Source organism: Mesorhizobium sp. P2_D6, assembly GCF_056404315.1.
Window position 1 is genome coordinate 214,677 of sequence record NZ_JBFUEG010000006.1, and the last position, 18,770, is coordinate 233,446.

The window sequence follows — 18,770 nt, forward strand, 5'->3', positions numbered from 1 at the left end:
CGAGTATGCCAAACTTCGCTTGCAAAAACAGAAAACCGATAAAGCAACCGCAAGGTGCAGCCAGTTGAATGGCATTTGAATTTTAGCTGGAACTATTTTAGCGCGGGACTACTCACTCTACGTCAAGCAGCGGGCGGTTGAAATAATATTTCCGTCTGTCTAGTGTCCTGGCCACCAGCTGCCGGAAAGGGAACCGGCGGCGCGCTCAAAGGGGCCAGAAATCGGTTCCGGGGCGTTAACACTCGAAAGGCGCGAGCCGCTGGGCCGCGCCGCAGGGAGAGACTTCATGCTGAAAAATATGCTGAAGGCGACGCTGGTCGCCACAACCATGACCTTTGCTGCAGGCACGTTCCTGACGCCGGCCCTTGCCGAGACCGTCTATAACAGAGGCAGCGCCGCCGAAGTGGAGACGGTCGATCCGCACAAGACCTCCACCACCTACGAAGCCGATGTCATACGCGACCTGTTCCAGGGACTGGTCATGCACGATCAGAAGACGAACCTCATTCCGGGCGCCGCCGAAAGCTGGACCGTATCGGATGACGGCACCGTCTACACCTTCAAGCTGCGCAAGGACGGCTTATGGTCGGATGGCAGCCCGGTGACGGCTGACGACTTCGTCTACTCCTTCCGTCGGCTGGAGGATCCGGCGACCGCCGCCGAATATGCTTCCATGCTCTATCCCGTGAAGAACGCAGAGGAAGTCAACACCAAGAAAGGCAAGCCCGAGGATATGGGCGTCAAGGCGATAGATGCCAACACCTTGGAGGTGACGCTGAAGGCGCCGACGCCATACTTCCTCGAGATGCTGACCCACCAGGCCACCTATCCGGTCAACAAGGCCTCGATCGACAAGCTCGGCGCCGACTGGATCAAGGCGGGCAATCTTGTTTCGAATGGCGCCTACACGCTGGCCGAGTGGGTTCCCAACGACCACATGAAGCTGGTCAAGAATCCGAAATTCTGGGACGCCGCGACCGTCAAGATGGACGTCGTCAACTATATTCCGACCGAAGACCGCTCATCGGCGATGAAGCGCTTCGAGGCCGGTGAACTCGACAGTTACGGCGACCTGCCGACCGAACAGCTCGCTGACCTGAAGACCAAGTTCGGCGATCAGGTCCGCGTCGGACCGTATCTCGGCACCTACTATTACGCGGTCAAGACCGACAAGGCGCCGTGGGACAATGTCGAGCTGCGCAACGCCATCTCGATGGCGATCGACCGCGACTTCCTGGCCGAAAAGGTCTGGCAGAACTCCATGCTGCCGGGCTATTCGATGGTGCCTCCAGGCATCGCGGGCTACACGCCGGCACTGGCCAAATACGCCGACATGTCGCAGATCGACCGCGAGGACGCCGCCAAGAAAATCCTCGAGAAACTCGGCTATACGCCTGAGCATCCGCTGAAGATGGAGATTCGCTACAACACCTCGGAAAATCACAAGAACACCGCGGTTGCCATCCAGGAACAGCTGAAGCCGCTTGGCGTCGAGATCACGCTGCTCAACACCGATACCAAGACCCACTATTCCTTCCTCGAGCAGAAGGGTAATTACGACGTGGCGCGTGCCGCCTGGATCGCCGACTACAAGGATCCGGAAACCTTCCTCGGCATCACACGCAAGGCCAGCGGCAACAACTATTCGAACTACAACAGCCCGGCATACGAGGCGGCCATGGACAAGGCCGCGGCAGCCGGCGGCAAACCCGAAGAGCGCATGAAGGACCTCACTGCTGCCGAGCGCATCCTTGTCGATGATGTCGGTAACATTCCGCTTCTCTACTACAGCTTCCACGATATCGTTTCCTCGAAGCTGCATGGCTTCGATGACAATGTGATGGACGTTCATCCGTCCCGCTTCATCTCCAAGGACTGAATCATCCTTGACTGGACCGCCGCGCCCCATCCGGGCGCGGCGGGCTGGTCGGTCATCGCATCGGTCCGAAAGTCGTGGTCGATTTTCGGCAAGCCCGGTGCGAAGATTTGGAGCGCCGGAGCGTGGCAATGCGTCCGCATGGACGTGTGGCGCTCTGGCCGAAGCGGGGCGCCGATGCTGCGATATATCTTACGGCGGCTTCTGACCGCCATACCGACGCTATTCGTCATCGTGACCATGGCGTTCTTCCTGATACGCGTCGCACCAGGCGGCCCGTTCAATCAGGAGCGGGGCTTGAGCCCCGAGATCAGGGCCAATCTTGAAGCCCAGTTCGGCCTCGACGATCCGCTCTGGCTGCAATATGCTCACTATCTCGGCAATCTTTTGCGCGGCAATTTCGGGCCGAGCTACAATTTGCCTGACTTCACCGTCACCGAACTCTTCGCCAAGGGCTTGCCGATTTCAGTCCAGCTCGGCACCTCCGCGCTGATCCTGGCGCTTCTGCTCGGCTCGGTGCTCGGCACCATTGCCGCGCTCAACCAGAACAAGCTTGGCGACTATACGGTCATCGCGCTGGCGACCGCCGGCAGCACCATCCCCACCTTCGTCATCGCGCCGGTGATCCAGTTGGTGTTCGGATTGACCTGGAAGCTGTTGCCGATCGGCGGCTGGGGCGACGGCGCACTGATCAACAAGATCGGGCCGGTGCTGACGCTCGCTTTGCCGCAGATCGCCATTGTCGCCCGCCTGATGCGCGGTTCGATGATCGAGAGCTTGCGCTCGCATCATATCCGAACGGCGCGGGCGCTCGGCCTGTCGGACTGGTCGGTGGTGGTCAAGCACGCGCTGCGTGGCGCCATCCTGCCGATCGTGTCTTTCACCGGTCCGGCGGCCGCGGCGCTGCTCACCGGTTCGGTCATCGTCGAGACCATCTTCTCCATTCCCGGCGTCGGCCGCTATTTCGTCGATGCCGCGCTCAACCGCGACTACACGCTGGTGATGGGAACCGTGGTGGTGATCGCGCTCTTCACCATCGTCTTCAACCTGATCGTCGACGTCATGTATGCGGTCGTCGATCCGAGGGTGCGCTATGACTGATATCGCAGCCACCGCCGCTCCGCCGGCCGTCGTCGGCCGCTCGCTCTGGGGCGACGCATGGGCGCGGCTCAAGGCCAATCGCGCCGCCATGTTCAGCCTCTATTACCTTGCCTTCATCGGCGTCATTAGCGTGTTCGGCCCCTGGTTCGTACCGCATCAATACACCACCATCTATGCCGACTATGTGCGCACGCCGCCGAGCTTCAGCCCCTATCCACGGACCGACATGATCGAGACGGCGCTTGACGATGCGATCAAGCGCATGCGCGTCGACATCAAGGAATGGAAACAGGACGGCAATCGCGTCACCGTCACCGTCACCTCGACCAAACCGATCGATGAGCGCAACATCCGCTATCTCGACCGCTCCGATGCCTTCGACGACACCAAGATAGAGAGCAAATCGGCCGACGGGCTCGAATTGACGATGACCGCGTCGGTCAAACAGCAGTATTTCCTGTTCGGCACCGACAACACCGGCCGCGATCTGTTGTCGCGCACGCTGATGGCAGGGCGCATTTCGCTGGCCATCGGCCTGCTTGCCGGCGTTGTCGCCGTGGTCATCGGCGTCCTTTACGGGGCGGCGGCCGGCTTTTCCGGCGGCAAGATCGACGAGGTGATGATGCGCATCGTCGACGTGCTCTATTCGCTGCCGTTCATCTTCTTCGTCATCATGCTGGTGGTGTTCTTTGGCCGCAACTTCGTGCTGATGTTCCTAGCGGTGGGTGCGGTGCTGTGGCTCGACATGGCGCGCATCGTGCGCGGCCAGGCGTTGTCGATCCGCCGTCAGGAATATGTCCAGGCCGCCGAGGCCATGGGCGTTGGCCAGCGCGGCATCCTGCTCCGCCATGTCATTCCCAACCTGCTCGGACCCGTGGTGATCTACATGACGCTCTTGGTGCCGCAGGTTATCATCCTGGAAAGCTTCCTGTCTTTCCTCGGCCTTGGCGTGCAGGAGCCGATGACCAGCTGGGGCGTGCTGATCTCGGTCGGCGCCAAGAACATCGGCACCGCCAACTGGCTGCTTTTGTTCCCGGCCTTCTTCCTCGTCTCGACGCTGTTTGCGCTGAACTTCGTCGGCGACGGCCTGCGCGACGCGCTCGACCCGAGAGATCGATAAAGATGGGAACCGTCGAGATGGGAAATCCCGAAACGATCCTCAGCGTCAAGGACCTTCGCGTCCGCTTTCGCACGCTCGACGGCGCCGTCGAAGCCGTCAAAGGCATCAACATCCACGTCAATGCCGGCGAGACCGTCGCCGTGGTCGGCGAATCCGGCTCCGGCAAGAGCCAGACGATGATGGCGGCAATGAGCTTGCTGGCGTCCAACGGCGAGGCGACGGGTCACGTCGACTATCGCGGCCGCAATCTTTTGACCATGACCAAGAGCGACCTCAACAAGGTGCGCGGCGCCAAGATCAGCATGATCTTCCAGGAGCCGATGACCTCGCTCGATCCGCTCTATTCGATCGGCAACCAGCTGATTGAACCGATCCGCAAGCACCGCGGGCTGAACGCGGCCGAGGCGCGCGAGGAGGCGCTCAAGCTGCTCAGGCTGGTGCATATTCCCGATCCCGAGCGGCGGATGAAATCCTATCCGCACGAAATGTCGGGCGGCCAGCGCCAGCGCGTCATGATCGCCATGGCGCTCGCCAACGACCCCGATATTCTGATCGCCGACGAGCCGACGACGGCGCTCGACGTCACCATCCAGGCGCAGATCCTGGTGCTGCTCGCCGAACTGCAACGCAAGCTCGGCATGGCCATCGTCTTCATCACCCACGACCTCGGCATTGTCCGGCGCTTTGCCGACCGCGTCTATGTCATGCGCTATGGCGAGGTGGTCGAGGAAGGCGAGGCCGAAGCGCTTTTCGCCAACCCGCAGCATGCCTATACGAAAATGCTTCTGGCCGCCGAACCGACCGGCACCAAGGCGCCACCGCCGGCCAACGCGCCGGTGCTGCTCGAGGGCCGCAATGTCGAAGTGACGTTCAAGATCGGCGGCGGCTTCCTCGCCGGCGAGCCGTTGATGCTACGCGCTGTCGACCACATTTCGATTCGGCTGAAGCGCAACCAGACCATCGGCATCGTCGGCGAATCCGGTTCCGGAAAATCGACGCTCGGCCGCGCTTTGCTCAGGCTGTTGCCGAGCGACGGCGTCATCCGCTTCGGCGACCGGGATATTTCCACCGCCGACCGCCAGGCGATGCGGCCGCTGCGGCGTGAGATGCAACTCGTCTTCCAGGATCCGTTCGGCTCGCTGTCACCGCGCATGACTGTCGGCCAGGTCATCACCGAAGGGCTTTTGGTGCATGAGCCGAACCTGTCAGGTAAGCAACGCGACCAGCGCGCCGTCGAGGCCTTGCTGGAGGTCGGCCTCGACCCCAATGCCCGCAACCGCTACCCGCACGAATTCTCAGGCGGCCAGCGCCAGCGCATTGCCATCGCGCGCGCCATGATCCTGAAGCCCAAACTGGTGGTGCTGGACGAGCCGACCTCGGCCCTCGACCGCTCGGTGCAGAAACAGATCGTCGAGCTCTTGCGCAAGCTGCAGGCCGACCACGAACTGTCCTACCTCTTCATCAGCCACGATCTCGCCGTGGTGCGCGCCATGGCCGACTACATCATCGTCATGAAGCAAGGCAAGATCGTCGAGGAAGGCCCGACGGAAGAGATATTCAGCAACCCGCAGGCAGCCTACACACAGACGCTGATGAATGCGGCGATCGATGTGACGCGGTTCCGGTTGAGTGCTTGAGGCGTGAAGTGAAGCAGATATTCAGGGCAGGACCAGTTCGCTTAGCCCGCTGACTTGGGGCATCTGCCGGCTCTTGTCGTGACAATCACCTCTTCCCGCTGCTTCAGCTTTTCGATCCTGGCCGTCTCACGGTTGGCGACGGCGGTCTTGACGCGTGCGCCGCCGAGCAGCCAGTTCGGCACGCTGGTGTTGGCGACCTTGCCGCGGGTGATGGCGGTTTGCGAGATTTCACGCGCGATATCGCCCACGGCATTGTTGAGCTCGGCGCATGTCATGCTGTCGTATTTCGCCGGGTTGACCGTACCGCCCAGCGATGAGCAGCCTGTCGCCAGCGACAGAGCAAGCAGCGCTGACAGCCGGCCTGCGATCGAAATCAACAACTTCATCTTCCGCACACCTCGTTTCGGGCCGCTGTTTCGGCGGTTGTCCCATTATCGAGGTAGCGCGGATACTTGTCTCGTCAAAACACCATGCCGACGCCACACGCCGATGCGGCCGGTTTGCCTTTAAGGTGTCTTGTGGGGATGTCGGGAGAAACGGACACCTAAGTGTCTGTTTTTTCTGGTCGGAGTGGCAGGATTTGAACCTGCGACCCCCTCGTCCCGAACGAGGTGCGCTACCAGGCTGCGCTACACTCCGTGACCAGACCGCGGGCTTATAGCCGCCGTACTTCGTTCCTGCAAGCGGCAATGGCAGCGCTTCCGTCGCATTTCGTTCGCTTTCGTCGGGCATTGCCGCAAAGCTTGGATTTCCCGCCCGGGATAAACCCCGCTTAAAGCCTTGCGTGCTAGGCAGCAGCCTCGATAAATCGTGTTTTCGCCATCTGGAGCTCTGCTGTCTTGCCCCTGAAAATCGTAGGCGACGCCCGGCCCAACAGCTTCGAATTCGAAACGGAAGCGCTGATCAAAGCGTCGGGATTTCGCGAGTACGATGCGCGCTGGTGGTTCGGTCACCCCGGCTCCGCGCAGCCGCCGGAGCTCAACCTGATCGGCGTCCAGGCGCTCGGCATGGGGCTGGGCACGTTGATTCGGCGTCTTGGCGCCGGGCCTGGCATCGTCACCGGCCACGATTTCCGCGCCTATTCGCTCGGCATCAAGCTGGCGCTGGTGTCCGGCCTGATGGCTGCGGGCGCCAGAGTAAAAGACATTGGCCTGGCGCTGTCGCCGATGGCCTATTTCGCCCAGTTCGCGCTCGACACACCGTCCGTCGCCATGGTCACGGCCTCGCACAATGAAAACGGCTGGACCGGGGTCAAGATGGGCGCGGCGCGGCCGCTGACTTTCGGGCCGGAGGAGATGAGCGCACTGAAACAGATCGTGCTGTCGGGCGATTTCCATCTTGCCGGCGGCGGCTCCTATGAATTCGTCTCTGGTTTTCGCGAGACCTATCTCGACGACCTTGTCGGGAACAAACGCATCGCGCGAAAGCTGAAGGTCGTGGCCGCATGCGGCAATGGCACCGCCGGTGCCTTCGCGCCGCAGGCGCTGGAGCGCATCGGCTGCGAGGTGATCCCGCTCGACGTCGAGCTCGACCACACTTTTCCGCGCTACAACCCGAACCCGGAGGACATGCAGATGCTGCACGCCATCCGCGACAAGGTGCTGGAGACCGGCGCCGATGTCGGTCTCGGCTTCGATGGCGATGGCGACCGTTGCGGCGTGGTCGACAATGAGGGCAACGAGATCTTCGCCGACAAGGTCGGCGTCATGCTGGCGCGTGACATTTCCAGCCAGCATCCGGGCTCGACCTTCGTCGTCGACGTCAAGTCGACCGGCCTGTTCAACACCGACAGCGTGCTCAAGGCCAATGGCGCGACCACCGATTACTGGAAGACCGGCCACTCCTATATCAAGCGCCGCGTTGCCGAGCTCGGCGCCGTCGCCGGTTTCGAGAAGTCGGGCCATTTCTTCTTCAACCCGCCGATCGGCCGCGGCTACGATGATGGTCTCGTCACGGCCATCGCCATTTGCGAGATGCTCGACCGCAATCCAAGGAGTTCGATGGCCGATCTCTACCGCGCGCTGCCGCTGACCTACGGCACGCCGACCATGTCGCCGCATTGCGCCGACGAGGTGAAATACGGCGTGGTCGAGCGGGTGGTGGCGGATTTTCAGGCCATGCAGCGGGAAGGCATCACCTTTGCCGGCCAGAAGATATCGGGCCTTATCACCGTCAACGGCGTGCGCGTCATTGCCGAGGACGGCACCTGGGGCCTGGTGCGGGCATCGTCGAACAAGCCGGAGCTTGTCGTGGTCGTCGAAAGCCCGGTATCGTCCGACCGCCGCCGGCAGATGTTCGAGGCGGTCGACGCCGTGCTGCGCCGCAGCCCGGACGTCGGCGCCTACAACCAGACCTTTTAGGTTCCCACGTTTCGGTTCAGACCAGAATAGTCAGGCGGCGGAAGTCGCCTGCCCAAGCACACCCCAATCGAATTCTCGTGCCCAGTCGGCAAAACTGTGCCAGCGGACCTCCGGAAATTCCTTGCGCAAGGCGCCGATGTCGACATCGTAGCCGACGCGGTCGAACCATTCGAACATCAGCGCGGCATCCTCGCTCTGCTGGCGTGCCACGGCGATCGGGATTTCCTGATAGCTGATGGGGCGGCCTATGGCCTGCGACAGGATCTTCGCCTCGTCTTCACCCGACAGTTCGTCTCCGGCGAAATCGAAACGCTTGCCGAACACCTGTTCGCGCCGCTCGGCCAAGGCGGCGACGAAGGCGCCGATGTCGGCCAGAGCGACCAGCTGGAGGGCACGCTTTGGCGGAACCGCGAAGGCATAAGTGCCCTGGCTGAGCGCGCTGATCGACCACGGCGCGACGACATTCTCCATGAAGGCTACCGGCGCACTGATCGTGTAGGGGATGCCGAGCCCGACGACATGTTTCTCGACGAGATACTTGCTGTCGAAATGCGGAATGCCGGTTTTCTTGTCTGCACTGGCAACCGATGAATAAATCAGATGCCCGACGCCGGCAGCCTTCGCCGCATCGGCGGCAAGGATCCCTTGGCGGGTTTCTTCCTCCATGTCGGCCTCATAGCTGTTGCCCATCAGGAACATGGTGTCGACGTCTCCGGCGGCTCTCACGACGGAGGCTGTATCGGCGAGATCACCTGCCGCAACTTCGGCGCCCGCTGTCGCCAGCTGTCGCGCGGTTTCGCTGTCTGGCTTGCGCGTCAGCGCCTTCACCCGATGTCCTTTCGACAGCAACGCGCGCGCCACCGCGCCGCCTTGCTGGCCGGTAGCGCCGGTCACAAGAATGGTTCGTTTGCTAATCATCTCGTCTGCTCCTTTTGTTCGCTGGAGTAGAATTAGGATTTGTCGTATTGATGCATAACTGCCTATAATTGGAAAACATCGTACCGTTTTTGGATACAATGCTCGACCTCAATGACATCGTCGTATTTGCGCGCGTCGTCGAAGCCGGCAGCTTCACGGCTGCGGCGCGCGTGCTGGCCATGCCCAAGACGACGGTCAGCCGCCGCATTGCCGCGCTCGAACGCGAGGTGGGTGTCCGCCTGCTCCAGCGCACGACGCGCAGCCTCAACGTGACGGATGCCGGGCGCCTCTATTACCAGCAGAGCAGCCAGGCGCTGCGGACGATCGAGGAAGCCAATCTGCGCCTTGCCGAGGCGCGGGCGGAGCCGTCAGGCACGATTCGCATTTCGGCCCCGGTCGGCTTTAGCGGCCATTTCCTTATCGGCGCCGTCATCGACTTCCTCGCAATGTATCCAAAGACCAAGGTCGAGCTCCGCCTGACCGACGACAGGCTCAATCTGGTCGAGGACGGTATCGATCTCGCTTTCCGCACCGGCGCCCTCCAGGATTCGACGCTGATCGCCCGCAAGCTCGGCTCCACGCACAGGCTGCTCTGCGCCAGCCCGGACTATCTCGCGCAACACGGCGTGCCGGAAGAGCCGGTGGATCTCGCGCGCCATCAATGCGTGGTCGCAGGTCCCTCGGCTTCAGGCGCTCATTGGGTGCTGGATGGGCCGCGCGGCCAGGAGACGGTCGCGGTGGCTGGCCGCTTCGCCGCAAACGAGATGCAGTCGGTCATTGCAGCCGCGCTTGCGGGCTTCGGCATCGCCCAATTGCCCCACGTGCTTGCCGAGGGGTTGATCAATGAAGGGCGGTTGCTGCGCGTTCTCAAGGAGCACACGACACCGGCCGGCGGCCTCCACGTCCTCTATCCGAGCAGCCGCCACCTTTCGCCTCTGGTCAAGGCCTTCATCGAGCTGGCAGCCGTGCGAATCTCCAGTCAGGTAAACACGGCTTAAAGGCATGCGTGCTATCCAATCGACCAACAACCCTTGAGCACGAGACCCGAATGACCGAGCGGATTGTCAGTTTTGTCATGAGCGGCGGCGTCGGCTCGCGGCTTTGGCCGCTGTCGCGCGAGGACAATCCCAAGCAGTTCCACGATCTCTCCGGCGACGGCTCGATGCTCGCCAAGACGTTGCGGCGGTTGACGGACAGGCCTGATGGCGAAACGCCGATCTTCCTGATCGCCTCGGAACGGCATGCCGAGCGCGTCCGTGCCGACCTCGCCGGTATCGACCTGTCCGGCGGCGGCCCGTTGTTCGAGCCGACCGGTCGCAACACCGCCGCCGCCGTGGCGCTGGCCGCGCTGCGCACATTGTCGGAGTTCGGCGACAGCCTGGTTCTGGTGGTACCGTCCGACCACGAGATCGCCACGCCGAAACAGTTCTGGCAGAGCATCGAGGCGGGCAGCGAGGCAGCCCTTGCCGGCCGGCTGGTGGTCTTCGGCATCAGGCCGACGCAGCCCGAGACCGGCTACGGCTATATCGAAGTCGCGGCCCACAAGGATGGCGTCTTCGACGTCTCGCGCTTCGTCGAAAAGCCCGACCTCGCCACTGCGCAAAGCTACCTCGAGGCTGGCACCTTCTACTGGAACACCGGCATCTTTCTGTTTCGCGCCGGCGCCATGCGTGATGCCTTCACTGCCTTTCAGCCTGATATCTGGCAAGCCACCGAAGCGGCCTATAAGGCAGCGACATCGGACCTGTCCGGCCTCTATATGCCGCTGGAGCTTTACGCCGCCATCCCGTCGAACTCGATCGACTACGCCATCATGGAGCGTGCAAAAGACATCGCCATGGTGCCGGCCGGCTTCCGCTGGAACGATCTCGGCTCCTGGCAGTCGCTGCTCGATGTCGGTCCGTCGGACAGCGCGGGCAATGTCATCGTCGGCGACGTCGTCGCCATCGACTGCGAAAACTCCTACATCCGCAGCGACGGCAGGTTGCTGTCGGCCATCGGCATGAAGGACGTCGCCATCGTCTCGACCACCGACGCCACTTTCGTCGCTCCCGTCAGCCATAGCCAGCACGTCAAGAAGATCGTCGAGCAGCTGGAAAAATCCGGCCGGCTGGAGACACGGTTCACGCCGGCGCATGACCGCGTCATCGAGAGCGGCGCCTGGCGCCGCCGCGTCCGTCACTGGCTGTTTCAGGAGACCTTGCCACTCTGGTCGACGGTTGGCGTCGACGAGCGTCATGGCGGTTTCCACGAGGCTCTGGGCTTCGACGCCACGCCGCTGATGAAGCCCAAGCGCATGCGGACCCAAGCCCGTCAGATCTATGCCTTCGCCGTTGCCAAGGAACACGGCTGGGACGGTCCCGCCGACCGGCTGATCAGCCACGGCATCGACTTCATCGCCGGCAAGGGCCGCACGGGCAGGGGCGGCTGGGTGCGCACGCTCAATGTCGATGGCAGCGTCGCCGACGCCACGGAAGATGCCTACGATCATTCCTGCGTGCTGCTGGCGCTGGCGCACGCCCATCTCTCGGGCAATCCGGATGCGCTGTGGCTTGGTGAGGAAACCTTCTCCTTCCTCGACGCGCATCTCGAGGACAGCCGCATGACCGGCTTTCTCGAGACATCGGACGGTGAGGGCGAACGGCGCTCCAACCCGCACATGCATCTGCTCGAGGCCTTCCTGGCCTGGCATCAGGCGACCGGCGAGCGCACCTATCTGCGCCGCGCCGCTCGCATCATCGACCTGTTTCGCAGCCATTTCTTCGACCCGGAAAGCTGGACGCTCGGCGAATACTTTGACGCGGAATGGAAACCGGCGGCTGGCGAGAAGGGGGCCTGGACCGAGCCTGGCCACCATTTCGAATGGGCCTCGCTGCTTACGGATTTTGCCGCCCGCAGTGGCCAGAGCGAGTTGAGCAATTTTGCCCGCAAGCTCTATGCTTCGGCCATCGCCAACGGCCTCAACCGCGCCACCGGCCTTGCTTATGGTGCGGTCTCCCGGCAAGGCCTGCCGCTCGACCTGGTGTCGCGCAGCTGGCCGCAGGCGGAAGCGATCAAGGCGGCGATCGCGCTTGACGGTTCAGGTGGGCCTGATCTCAAGCCGGAAATCGAGGCGCGTGTCGGCCGCCTGTTCCGCTGGCACATCGACCCGGCCCCGCTCGGCCTCTGGATCGACCGCATCGACGAACGCGGCCGCTCGCTGGCATCGGACGTGCCGGCCAGCATCTTCTATCATCTGGTCTGCGCGCTGACGCAGTATCTTGATGGGACAGCGCAGAAGGGGTGAGGCCCTAATACGGGCTCGCCACGTCCCCGGTCTCGACATACACCGACTTCAACTGCGAATAGAGCGCCAGCGCCGCCAGCGAATTCTCGCGCCCGATACCGGACTGCTTCACCCCGCCGAACGGGATTTCCACCGGCGTCAGATTGTAGGCGTTGATCCAGCACGTGCCGGCCTGCAGCTCGGCGATCACCCGATGCGCACGCCGCAGGTCGCGAGTAAACACGCCGGCGGCAAGGCCGAATTCGGTGTCGTTGGCGCGGTCGATGACCTCGTCCTCGCCGTCGAACTTCAGCACGCTCATCACCGGGCCGAAAATCTCCTCACGCGCAATGCGCATGTTGTCCGTGACGCCGGTGAACACCGTCGGCTCGACAAAGAAGCCGCCATCAAAGCCTTGCAGCGACGGCACATTGCCGCCGAAGGCGAGCGTCGCGCCATCCTGCTGGCCGGCCTTGATGTAGGAGATCACCTTCTCCTGTTGCGCCTTGTTGACCAGCGGACCCATCTGCGTTTCCGGATCGAGCGGATCGCCGATGCGGATCTTCTTCGTCCGCTCGACCAGCCGGTCGACGAAGCGGTCGTGAATGCCGCTCTGCACGAAGACGCGTGTTCCATTCGAGCAGATCTGTCCGGTGGAGTAGAAATTACCGAGCATGGCGCCGCCAATGGCGTTTTCGAGATCGGCATCGTCGAAGACAATCAGCGGCGACTTGCCGCCGAGCTCCATAGTCGCGTGCTTCATCTTGGAGCCGGCGAGCGACAGCACCTTGCGGCCGGTCGGCACCGAGCCGGTCACCGAAACCTTGGCAACGACATCATGGCCGACAAGGCCGGCGCCGACATCGCCATAGCCCTGCACAACGTTGAACAGCCCGTCGGGCAGGCCAGCCTCTGAGTAGATTTCGGCCAGCGCCAGCGCCGACAGCGGGGTGTTCTCCGACGGCTTGAACACCATGGCATTGCCCATGGCGAGCGCCGGCGCGGATTTCCAGCCGGCGATCTGGATAGGATAGTTCCAGGCGCCGATGCCGACGCACACGCCAAGCGCCTCGCGGCGCGTATAGGCAAAGGGTCCGCCGAGATCGATGGCCTCGCCGTTGAAGGCAGCGACCGCGCCGCCGAAATATTCGAGGCAGTCGGCCGCCGACGGCGCGTCCGCCACCAGCGTTTCCTGGATCGCCTTGCCGGTATCCAGCGTCTCGATGCGCGCGAGATCGGCGTTGCGGGCGCGCAAAATGTCGGCGGCGCGGCGCAGGATGCGGCCGCGCTCAACCGGCTTCATCCGCGCCCAGGCCGGTTGTGCCGCGCGTGCGGCTTCGATCGCCAGCTCCTGCACGTTCGGCGTCGCCGAATACAAGGTGGCGATGATCTCGCCCGTCGCCGGATAGATCACTGGCAGCGGCGCACCACCTTCATCCTCGATGTAGCGGCCGTTGACATAGTGCGATGCCGTTGGCTGGGCGCGCATATGAAGTCTCCAATGATCTTCGCTGGACAATGCCCTATCGATCCGCGACCTGCCAGCGGGGATTGATCCAGGGTTCCAGGTTGGACGGCGCCAGCGGCGTGCGGCCGAGAATGTGGTCGGATGCCTTCTCGCCGGCCATGATCGACGGCGCGTTGAGATTGCCGTTGGTGACGCGCGGGAAGATCGATGAGTCCGCGACGCGCAACCCTTCGACGCCGATGACGCGGCATTCCGGATCGACCACGCTCATGATGTCGTCGGCGCGGCCCATCTTGCAGGTGCCGCACGGGTGGTAGGCGCTCTCGGCATGATCGCGGATGAAGGCATCGAGATCCTCGTCCGACTGGACGTGCGAGCCCGGCGAGATTTCCTTGCCTCGAAAACTGTCGAAAGCCTTTTGGCCGAAGATCTCGCGGGTCAGCCTGATGCAGTGGCGGAACTCCGTCCAGTCGTCTGGATGCGACATGTAGTTGAAGCGGATGACCGGCGTCGCTTTGGGGTCGGGCGAGCGCAGCGTCACCGAGCCGCGCGACTTCGAGCGCATCGGTCCGACATGCGCCTGGAAGCCATGCGCCTTGGCCGCCGCCTTGCCGTCATAGCGTACCGCCGCCGGGATAAAGTGGTACTGGATGTCGGGGTAGTCGACGCCGGCTTGCGAGCGCACGAAGGCCGCGGCCTCGAAATGGTTGGTGGCGCCGAGGCCGGTCTTGAAGAACAGCCACTGCGCCCCGATCAGCGCCTTGGAGAACGGGTTGAGCACCGAGTTCAGCGTGATTGGCTGCGTGGATTCCTGCTGGATGTAGAGCTCCATATGATCCTGCAGATTGCGGCCGACACCTGGCCGGTCGGCCACGACCTGGACGCCGTTTTCGGCGAGATGCGCTGCCGGGCCGATGCCGGACAGCATCAGGATCTTGGGCGAATTGATCGACGATGCGGCGACGATTACCTCACGTCGTGCCTTAACGACCTGAATCTGTTTGTGAGCTTCGATCTCGACGCCGACTGCGCGCTGATTCTCGATGATCACGCGGCGGGCGAAACCTTTGACCACACTGACATTTTGCCGTTTGAGAGCCGGCTTCAGATAGGCTGATGCCGCCGACCAGCGGCGACCGCCGCGGATGGTCTGCTCCATCGGCCCGAAGCCTTCTTGCTTCGAACCATTGTAGTCGTCGGTCAGCTCGAAGCCGGCCTGGCGGCCGGCCTCGACGAAAGCGCCGTAGAGCGGATTTTTGCGCGGGCCGCGCTGGACGTGCAGCGGCCCGCCATGGCCCCGCCAGCCATCCTCGCCGCCGTCATTGTCTTCCATCCGCTTGAAGTAGGGCAGCACGTCGGCGAAGCTCCAGCCAGTCGCGCCCTCTTCGGCCCAATGGTCGAAGTCGCGGGCATGGCCGCGCACGTAGACCATGCCGTTGATCGAGGACGAACCGCCGATCACCTTGCCGCGCGGCGTCGCCAGCACGCGGCCGCCGAGATGCGGCTCCGGCTCGCTGGCAAAGCCCCAGTCGTAAAGGCTCATGTTGAGCGGGATCGACAGCGCCGACGGCATCTGGATCAGCGGTCCGATATCGGTGCCGCCAAACTCGATGACGATGACCGAATGCTTGCCGTCTTCCGACAGCCGGTAGGCCATGGCCGAGCCGGCCGAGCCGGAGCCGATAATGACGAAATCTGCTTCAAGCATGGTTCATATGCGCCATGAAATCGGCGAGCGAGACATTGCCGCCAGTAGCCACAACCAGGACGGTCTTACCCGCCACATTCACCTTGCCGCCGAGCAGTGCCGCCAGCGACGCTGCGCCCGACGGTTCCAGCACCAGCTTCATCCGCTCGAAGGCGATCTTCATTGCCCGCCGCACAGATGCATCGTCGACGGTGATGCCGCGCACGCCGGCGGTCTTGACCGCCGCGAACGGCGCATCGCCCGGCCGCCGCGACATCAGCCCGTCGCAGATCGATTTCGGCGCGATCGGCATGGTCTCGATGGCGCCGTGATCCAGTGACGCTCCCATGCCGTTGAACCCTTCCGGCTCGACGCCGATGATCTCGGTCGCCGGCGACAAATAGTGGAAGGCGAGCGACACACCGCCGATCAGTCCGCCACCACCGACCGAGCAGAACAAGAGGTCGGCACTGGCGTCCTTTGCCTCAAGTTGTTCGAGCGCTTCGAGCCCGGCGCCGGCCTGGCCAGCAACGATCTCCGGATCGTCGAATGGATGCAGCAACGCCAGCCCTTCGGTCTCGGCAATCTCGCGCGCCTTGGCGGCCGCGACCTCTTCACGGGCGCGCTCGCCATGATCGGTCAGCACGACGCGCGCGCCATAGCCAGCGGTGGCATCCCGCTTGGCGGCCGGCGCATCGATCGGCATGACGATGGTGACGGGAATGCCGAGCGCCTGGCCGGCAGCCGCCAGCCCTTGCGCGAAATTGCCGGAGGAGTAGGCGACGACGCCTTTCGTGGCTTCGTCAGGCGACAGCCGCTTCAGCCGCCAATAGGCGCCGCGCACCTTGAAGGAGCCCGCCCATTGCAGCGATTCCGGCTTGATGAACACGCGCGCAGCACCGGTCTCCTTGGCGAGCGCCGCGGATTCCAGCAACGGCGTGATCTGCGTCGCCCTGGAGGTGACGGCATAGGCCTGCTTGAGATGATCGAGGGAGGGAACGAACGTTGTTGTCATCATTCGCCTCGCGGATACCTTTTGCTCTCTTCGAGATTGTCGAGATTCATGTGGTTGCGCATGTACCGCTCCGATGCTTTTTGCAGCGGCTGGAAATCCCACGGGTAATAGGCGCCATTGCGCAGCGCCGGGTAGACGACCCACCGGCGCGCCTGGCTCTCGCGCACCGCGGCGTCGAAGGCGACCATGTCCCAACGCGCCCGGACTGCTCTTGTGAAAGCTGTCACGAGAGCAGTGTGCGCCGGATCGTTGGCGAGGTTGTCGCGCTCGAGCGGGTCGGCTTCGAGATCGAACAGTTGCGGCGGGTCGAGCTCGCAATGGACGAATTTGTATTTGCTGTCGCGGATCGCCACCAGCGGCGCGTAGGAGCCTTCGGCTGCGTACTCGATCAACACGGGCGTGGTGCGCTGCCCGCCCTTGGCAAGCGGCAGCAGCGACTGGCCGTCGGTCCATGGCGCGATCGCCCCGATGTCGATTCCGGCGAGGTCGCAAAGCGTCGGCGTGACGTCGAGATTGGAAACCGGAGCCTCGATCAGCCCTGATGGCACGCCATTGCCGGCGATCATCAGCGGCACCCGCACCGAGCCCTCGAAGAAGCTCATCTTGAACCACAGGCCGCGCTCGCCCAGCATGTCGCCATGGTCCGAGCAGAACAGGATGGTGGTGTCGTCGAGCATGCGCGTGCGCTTGAGAACGTCCAGAAGCTCGCCAAGCTTGTCGTCGACATAGGAAATGTTGGCGAAATAGCCGCGCCGTGAACGACGCACCTGCTCACGGGTAATGTCGAAGGAGGGGTAGTCGGAGGCATGATAGAGACGCTGCGAATGCGCGTCCTGATCGTCACGCGCGATGAAGCCCGTTTCCGGGTCCAGCGCCTGGCTGTGTTCATAGAGATCCCAGTACTGCTTGCGCGCGACGTAGGGGTCGTGCGGGTGCGACAGCGAAACGGTAAGGCACCAGGGCCGATGCTCCGCATCGTCCTGCTCGCGCGAAAGCTGATAGAGCTTCTGCGTGGCGAGGAACACGACCTCGTCGTCATACTCCATCTGGTTAGTGGTCTCGGCGACACCGGCGCCGGTCACCGAGCCGAGATTATGGTACCACCATTCGATGCGCTCGCCGGGCTTGCGGTAATCCGGCGTCCAGCCGAAATCGGCCGGATAGATGTCGGTGGTCAGCCGCTCCTCGAAACCGTGCAACTGGTCGGGCCCGACGAAATGCATCTTGCCCGACAGGCAGGTGTAGTAGCCGGCGGCGCGCAGATGATGGGCGAAGGTCGGGATCGAGGAGGCGAACTCCGCCGCATTGTCGTAGACCCCGGTGCGCGACGGCAATTGCCCGCTCATGAATGAGGCGCGGCCGGGCGCACAGAGTGGCGAGGCCGTGTAATTGTTGGCAAAGCGAGCCGAGCGGGCGGCTAGCGCCTTCAGATGCGGCACATGCAGGAAGTCGGCCGGCCCGTCGGGGAACAGCGTGCCGTTGAGCTGATCGACCATGACGATCAGGAAATTGGGTCGCCTTGATGTCACTGAGGCTGTCACTGTGTCTGTCGCCCGCCGAGTTTGATTTCCAGATAGTCTTCGACCAGCGCGATCGCGGTCGCCGCGTCCGGCACGCCGTCCTTCAGCGCGCGCCTGATATAGAGGCCGTCGATCAGCGCTGCGGTTGCTTCCGCCGCACGGTCGGCTTCGTGCCTGGCCAAGATGCCGGTCAGGCCGCTCATCAGGTTCGAATGCAGCCGCCGCGCATAGACCCTGAGCAGCCGGCGCAAAGCCGATGATTTCTGCGCCTCGACATAGAAGGCGAGCCAGGCGGCGATGGTTTCCGGCTGGAACTGGATGTCGGAGAAGTTGACGGCTACCACGGCTGAGACGCGTTCGCGCGGCGTGGCGGCGGATTGAAGAGCACGCCGCATGTCGATCGTCAGCTCAGCCAATATGTGCCGCATCGTCGCCAGCAGCAGTTCGTCCTTGGCGCCGAAATAATGATGGGCAAGTGCTGATGAGACGCCGGCGCGGCCGGCGATCTCCGACATGGTCACGTCAAGCGAGCCGCGCTCGCCGATCGCCGAGATCGTCGCGTCGATGAGCGCCTTGCGGCGCAATGGCTCCATTCCGACTTTCGGCATTGTTGTTCCCGGCTCTTTGCCGCATGATTATTTTTTATTGATCCGTCAATCAACAAAAAATCGACTCGATTGCAGCCTGCACCAAGCGATTGTCGGCTTGCAGCCCTTTTCGATGCAGGAGGGATTGTTTATATTTGAACAATGAAGGCGAACTGCGCCATGAGCCCACATGCTAGGCTGGCGCCAAGGATGGAG

General features: G+C 63.0%; 14 protein-coding genes and 1 tRNA gene. 7 read left to right on the forward strand and 8 right to left on the reverse strand.

All coding sequences use genetic code 11. The annotated features are described in order from the left end of the window. The first annotated feature begins 286 nt into the window (after window positions 1-286). The 4 genes from AC1D1L_RS15390 to AC1D1L_RS15405 all read left to right on the forward strand — a co-directional run bounded on the left by AC1D1L_RS15390 (window position 287) and on the right by AC1D1L_RS15405 (window position 5,734). Window positions 287-1,879 (forward strand): peptide ABC transporter substrate-binding protein, encoded by a 1,593-nt coding sequence (locus tag AC1D1L_RS15390; protein WP_477342441.1) that lies wholly within the window; start codon window positions 287-289, stop codon window positions 1,877-1,879. A 174-nt stretch (window positions 1,880-2,053) separates the two neighbouring features. Then, window positions 2,054-2,977 carry an ABC transporter permease subunit gene (locus AC1D1L_RS15395; RefSeq protein WP_023684574.1) on the forward strand — a complete coding sequence of 308 codons (924 nt, stop codon included), beginning with the start codon at window positions 2,054-2,056 and terminating at the stop codon, window positions 2,975-2,977. Next, window positions 2,970-4,097 carry an ABC transporter permease gene (locus AC1D1L_RS15400; RefSeq protein WP_477342442.1) on the forward strand — a complete coding sequence of 376 codons (1,128 nt, stop codon included), beginning with the start codon at window positions 2,970-2,972 and terminating at the stop codon, window positions 4,095-4,097. Before AC1D1L_RS15395 ends, AC1D1L_RS15400 begins: the two co-directional genes overlap by 8 nt. A 17-nt stretch (window positions 4,098-4,114) precedes the next feature. Then, the gene (locus tag AC1D1L_RS15405) at window positions 4,115-5,734 is read left to right on the forward strand and encodes an ABC transporter ATP-binding protein (protein ID WP_477342443.1); all 1,620 of its coding nucleotides are present in this window, start codon (window positions 4,115-4,117) and stop codon (window positions 5,732-5,734) included. Between the two features lie 41 nt (window positions 5,735-5,775). On the opposite strand, the gene AC1D1L_RS15410 is transcribed toward AC1D1L_RS15405, so the two are convergent. Then, window positions 5,776-6,120 (reverse strand): hypothetical protein, encoded by a 345-nt coding sequence (locus tag AC1D1L_RS15410; RefSeq protein WP_477342444.1) that lies wholly within the window; start codon window positions 6,118-6,120, stop codon window positions 5,776-5,778. A 176-nt stretch (window positions 6,121-6,296) separates the two neighbouring features. After that, window positions 6,297-6,373, reverse strand: a tRNA-Pro gene (locus AC1D1L_RS15415). Window positions 6,374-6,573: 200 nt separating this feature from the next. Between AC1D1L_RS15415 and AC1D1L_RS15420 the strand changes: the two genes are divergently transcribed. After that, window positions 6,574-8,094, forward strand: a complete 1,521-nt coding sequence (locus tag AC1D1L_RS15420; RefSeq protein WP_477342445.1) for a phosphomannomutase/phosphoglucomutase — start codon at window positions 6,574-6,576, stop codon at window positions 8,092-8,094. Window positions 8,095-8,124: 30 nt separating this feature from the next. Here AC1D1L_RS15420 and AC1D1L_RS15425 read toward each other — a convergent pair whose 3' ends face one another. Further along, window positions 8,125-9,012: an NmrA/HSCARG family protein gene (locus AC1D1L_RS15425; protein WP_477342446.1), complete on the reverse strand. Its 888-nt coding sequence runs from the start codon at window positions 9,010-9,012 to the stop codon at window positions 8,125-8,127. A gap of 98 nt (window positions 9,013-9,110) precedes the next feature. Here AC1D1L_RS15425 and AC1D1L_RS15430 point away from each other — a divergent pair, with 98 nt between their 5' ends. Then, window positions 9,111-10,010, forward strand: a complete 900-nt coding sequence (locus AC1D1L_RS15430) for a LysR family transcriptional regulator (RefSeq protein WP_477342447.1) — start codon at window positions 9,111-9,113, stop codon at window positions 10,008-10,010. Between the two features lie 50 nt (window positions 10,011-10,060). After that, on the forward strand, window positions 10,061-12,298 hold the full coding sequence (locus AC1D1L_RS15435) for a mannose-1-phosphate guanylyltransferase/mannose-6-phosphate isomerase (protein ID WP_477342448.1): 2,238 nt from the start codon (window positions 10,061-10,063) through the stop codon (window positions 12,296-12,298). A gap of 4 nt (window positions 12,299-12,302) precedes the next feature. On the opposite strand, the gene betB is transcribed toward AC1D1L_RS15435, so the two are convergent. From betB to betI, 5 genes are read right to left on the reverse strand one after another with little or no spacing between them, the layout of a single operon-like run. Further along, on the reverse strand, window positions 12,303-13,766 hold the full coding sequence (gene betB, locus AC1D1L_RS15440; RefSeq protein ID WP_477342449.1) for a betaine-aldehyde dehydrogenase: 1,464 nt from the start codon (window positions 13,764-13,766) through the stop codon (window positions 12,303-12,305). 34 nt (window positions 13,767-13,800) lie between these two features. Beyond that, window positions 13,801-15,453 carry a choline dehydrogenase gene (gene betA / locus AC1D1L_RS15445; protein WP_477342450.1) on the reverse strand — a complete coding sequence of 551 codons (1,653 nt, stop codon included), beginning with the start codon at window positions 15,451-15,453 and terminating at the stop codon, window positions 13,801-13,803. After that, window positions 15,446-16,447 carry a threonine/serine dehydratase gene (locus AC1D1L_RS15450; RefSeq protein WP_477342451.1) on the reverse strand — a complete coding sequence of 334 codons (1,002 nt, stop codon included), beginning with the start codon at window positions 16,445-16,447 and terminating at the stop codon, window positions 15,446-15,448. Before AC1D1L_RS15450 ends, betA begins: the two co-directional genes overlap by 8 nt. After that, entirely contained in the window at window positions 16,447-17,976 is a 1,530-nt protein-coding gene (gene betC, locus AC1D1L_RS15455) for a choline-sulfatase (protein ID WP_477342452.1), read from the reverse strand. The genes AC1D1L_RS15450 and betC overlap by 1 nt, the downstream gene beginning before the upstream one ends. A gap of 8 nt (window positions 17,977-17,984) precedes the next feature. Beyond that, window positions 17,985-18,575: a choline-binding transcriptional repressor BetI gene (gene betI, locus AC1D1L_RS15460; protein ID WP_477234117.1), complete on the reverse strand. Its 591-nt coding sequence runs from the start codon at window positions 18,573-18,575 to the stop codon at window positions 17,985-17,987. Between the last annotated feature and the right edge of the window lie 195 nt (window positions 18,576-18,770).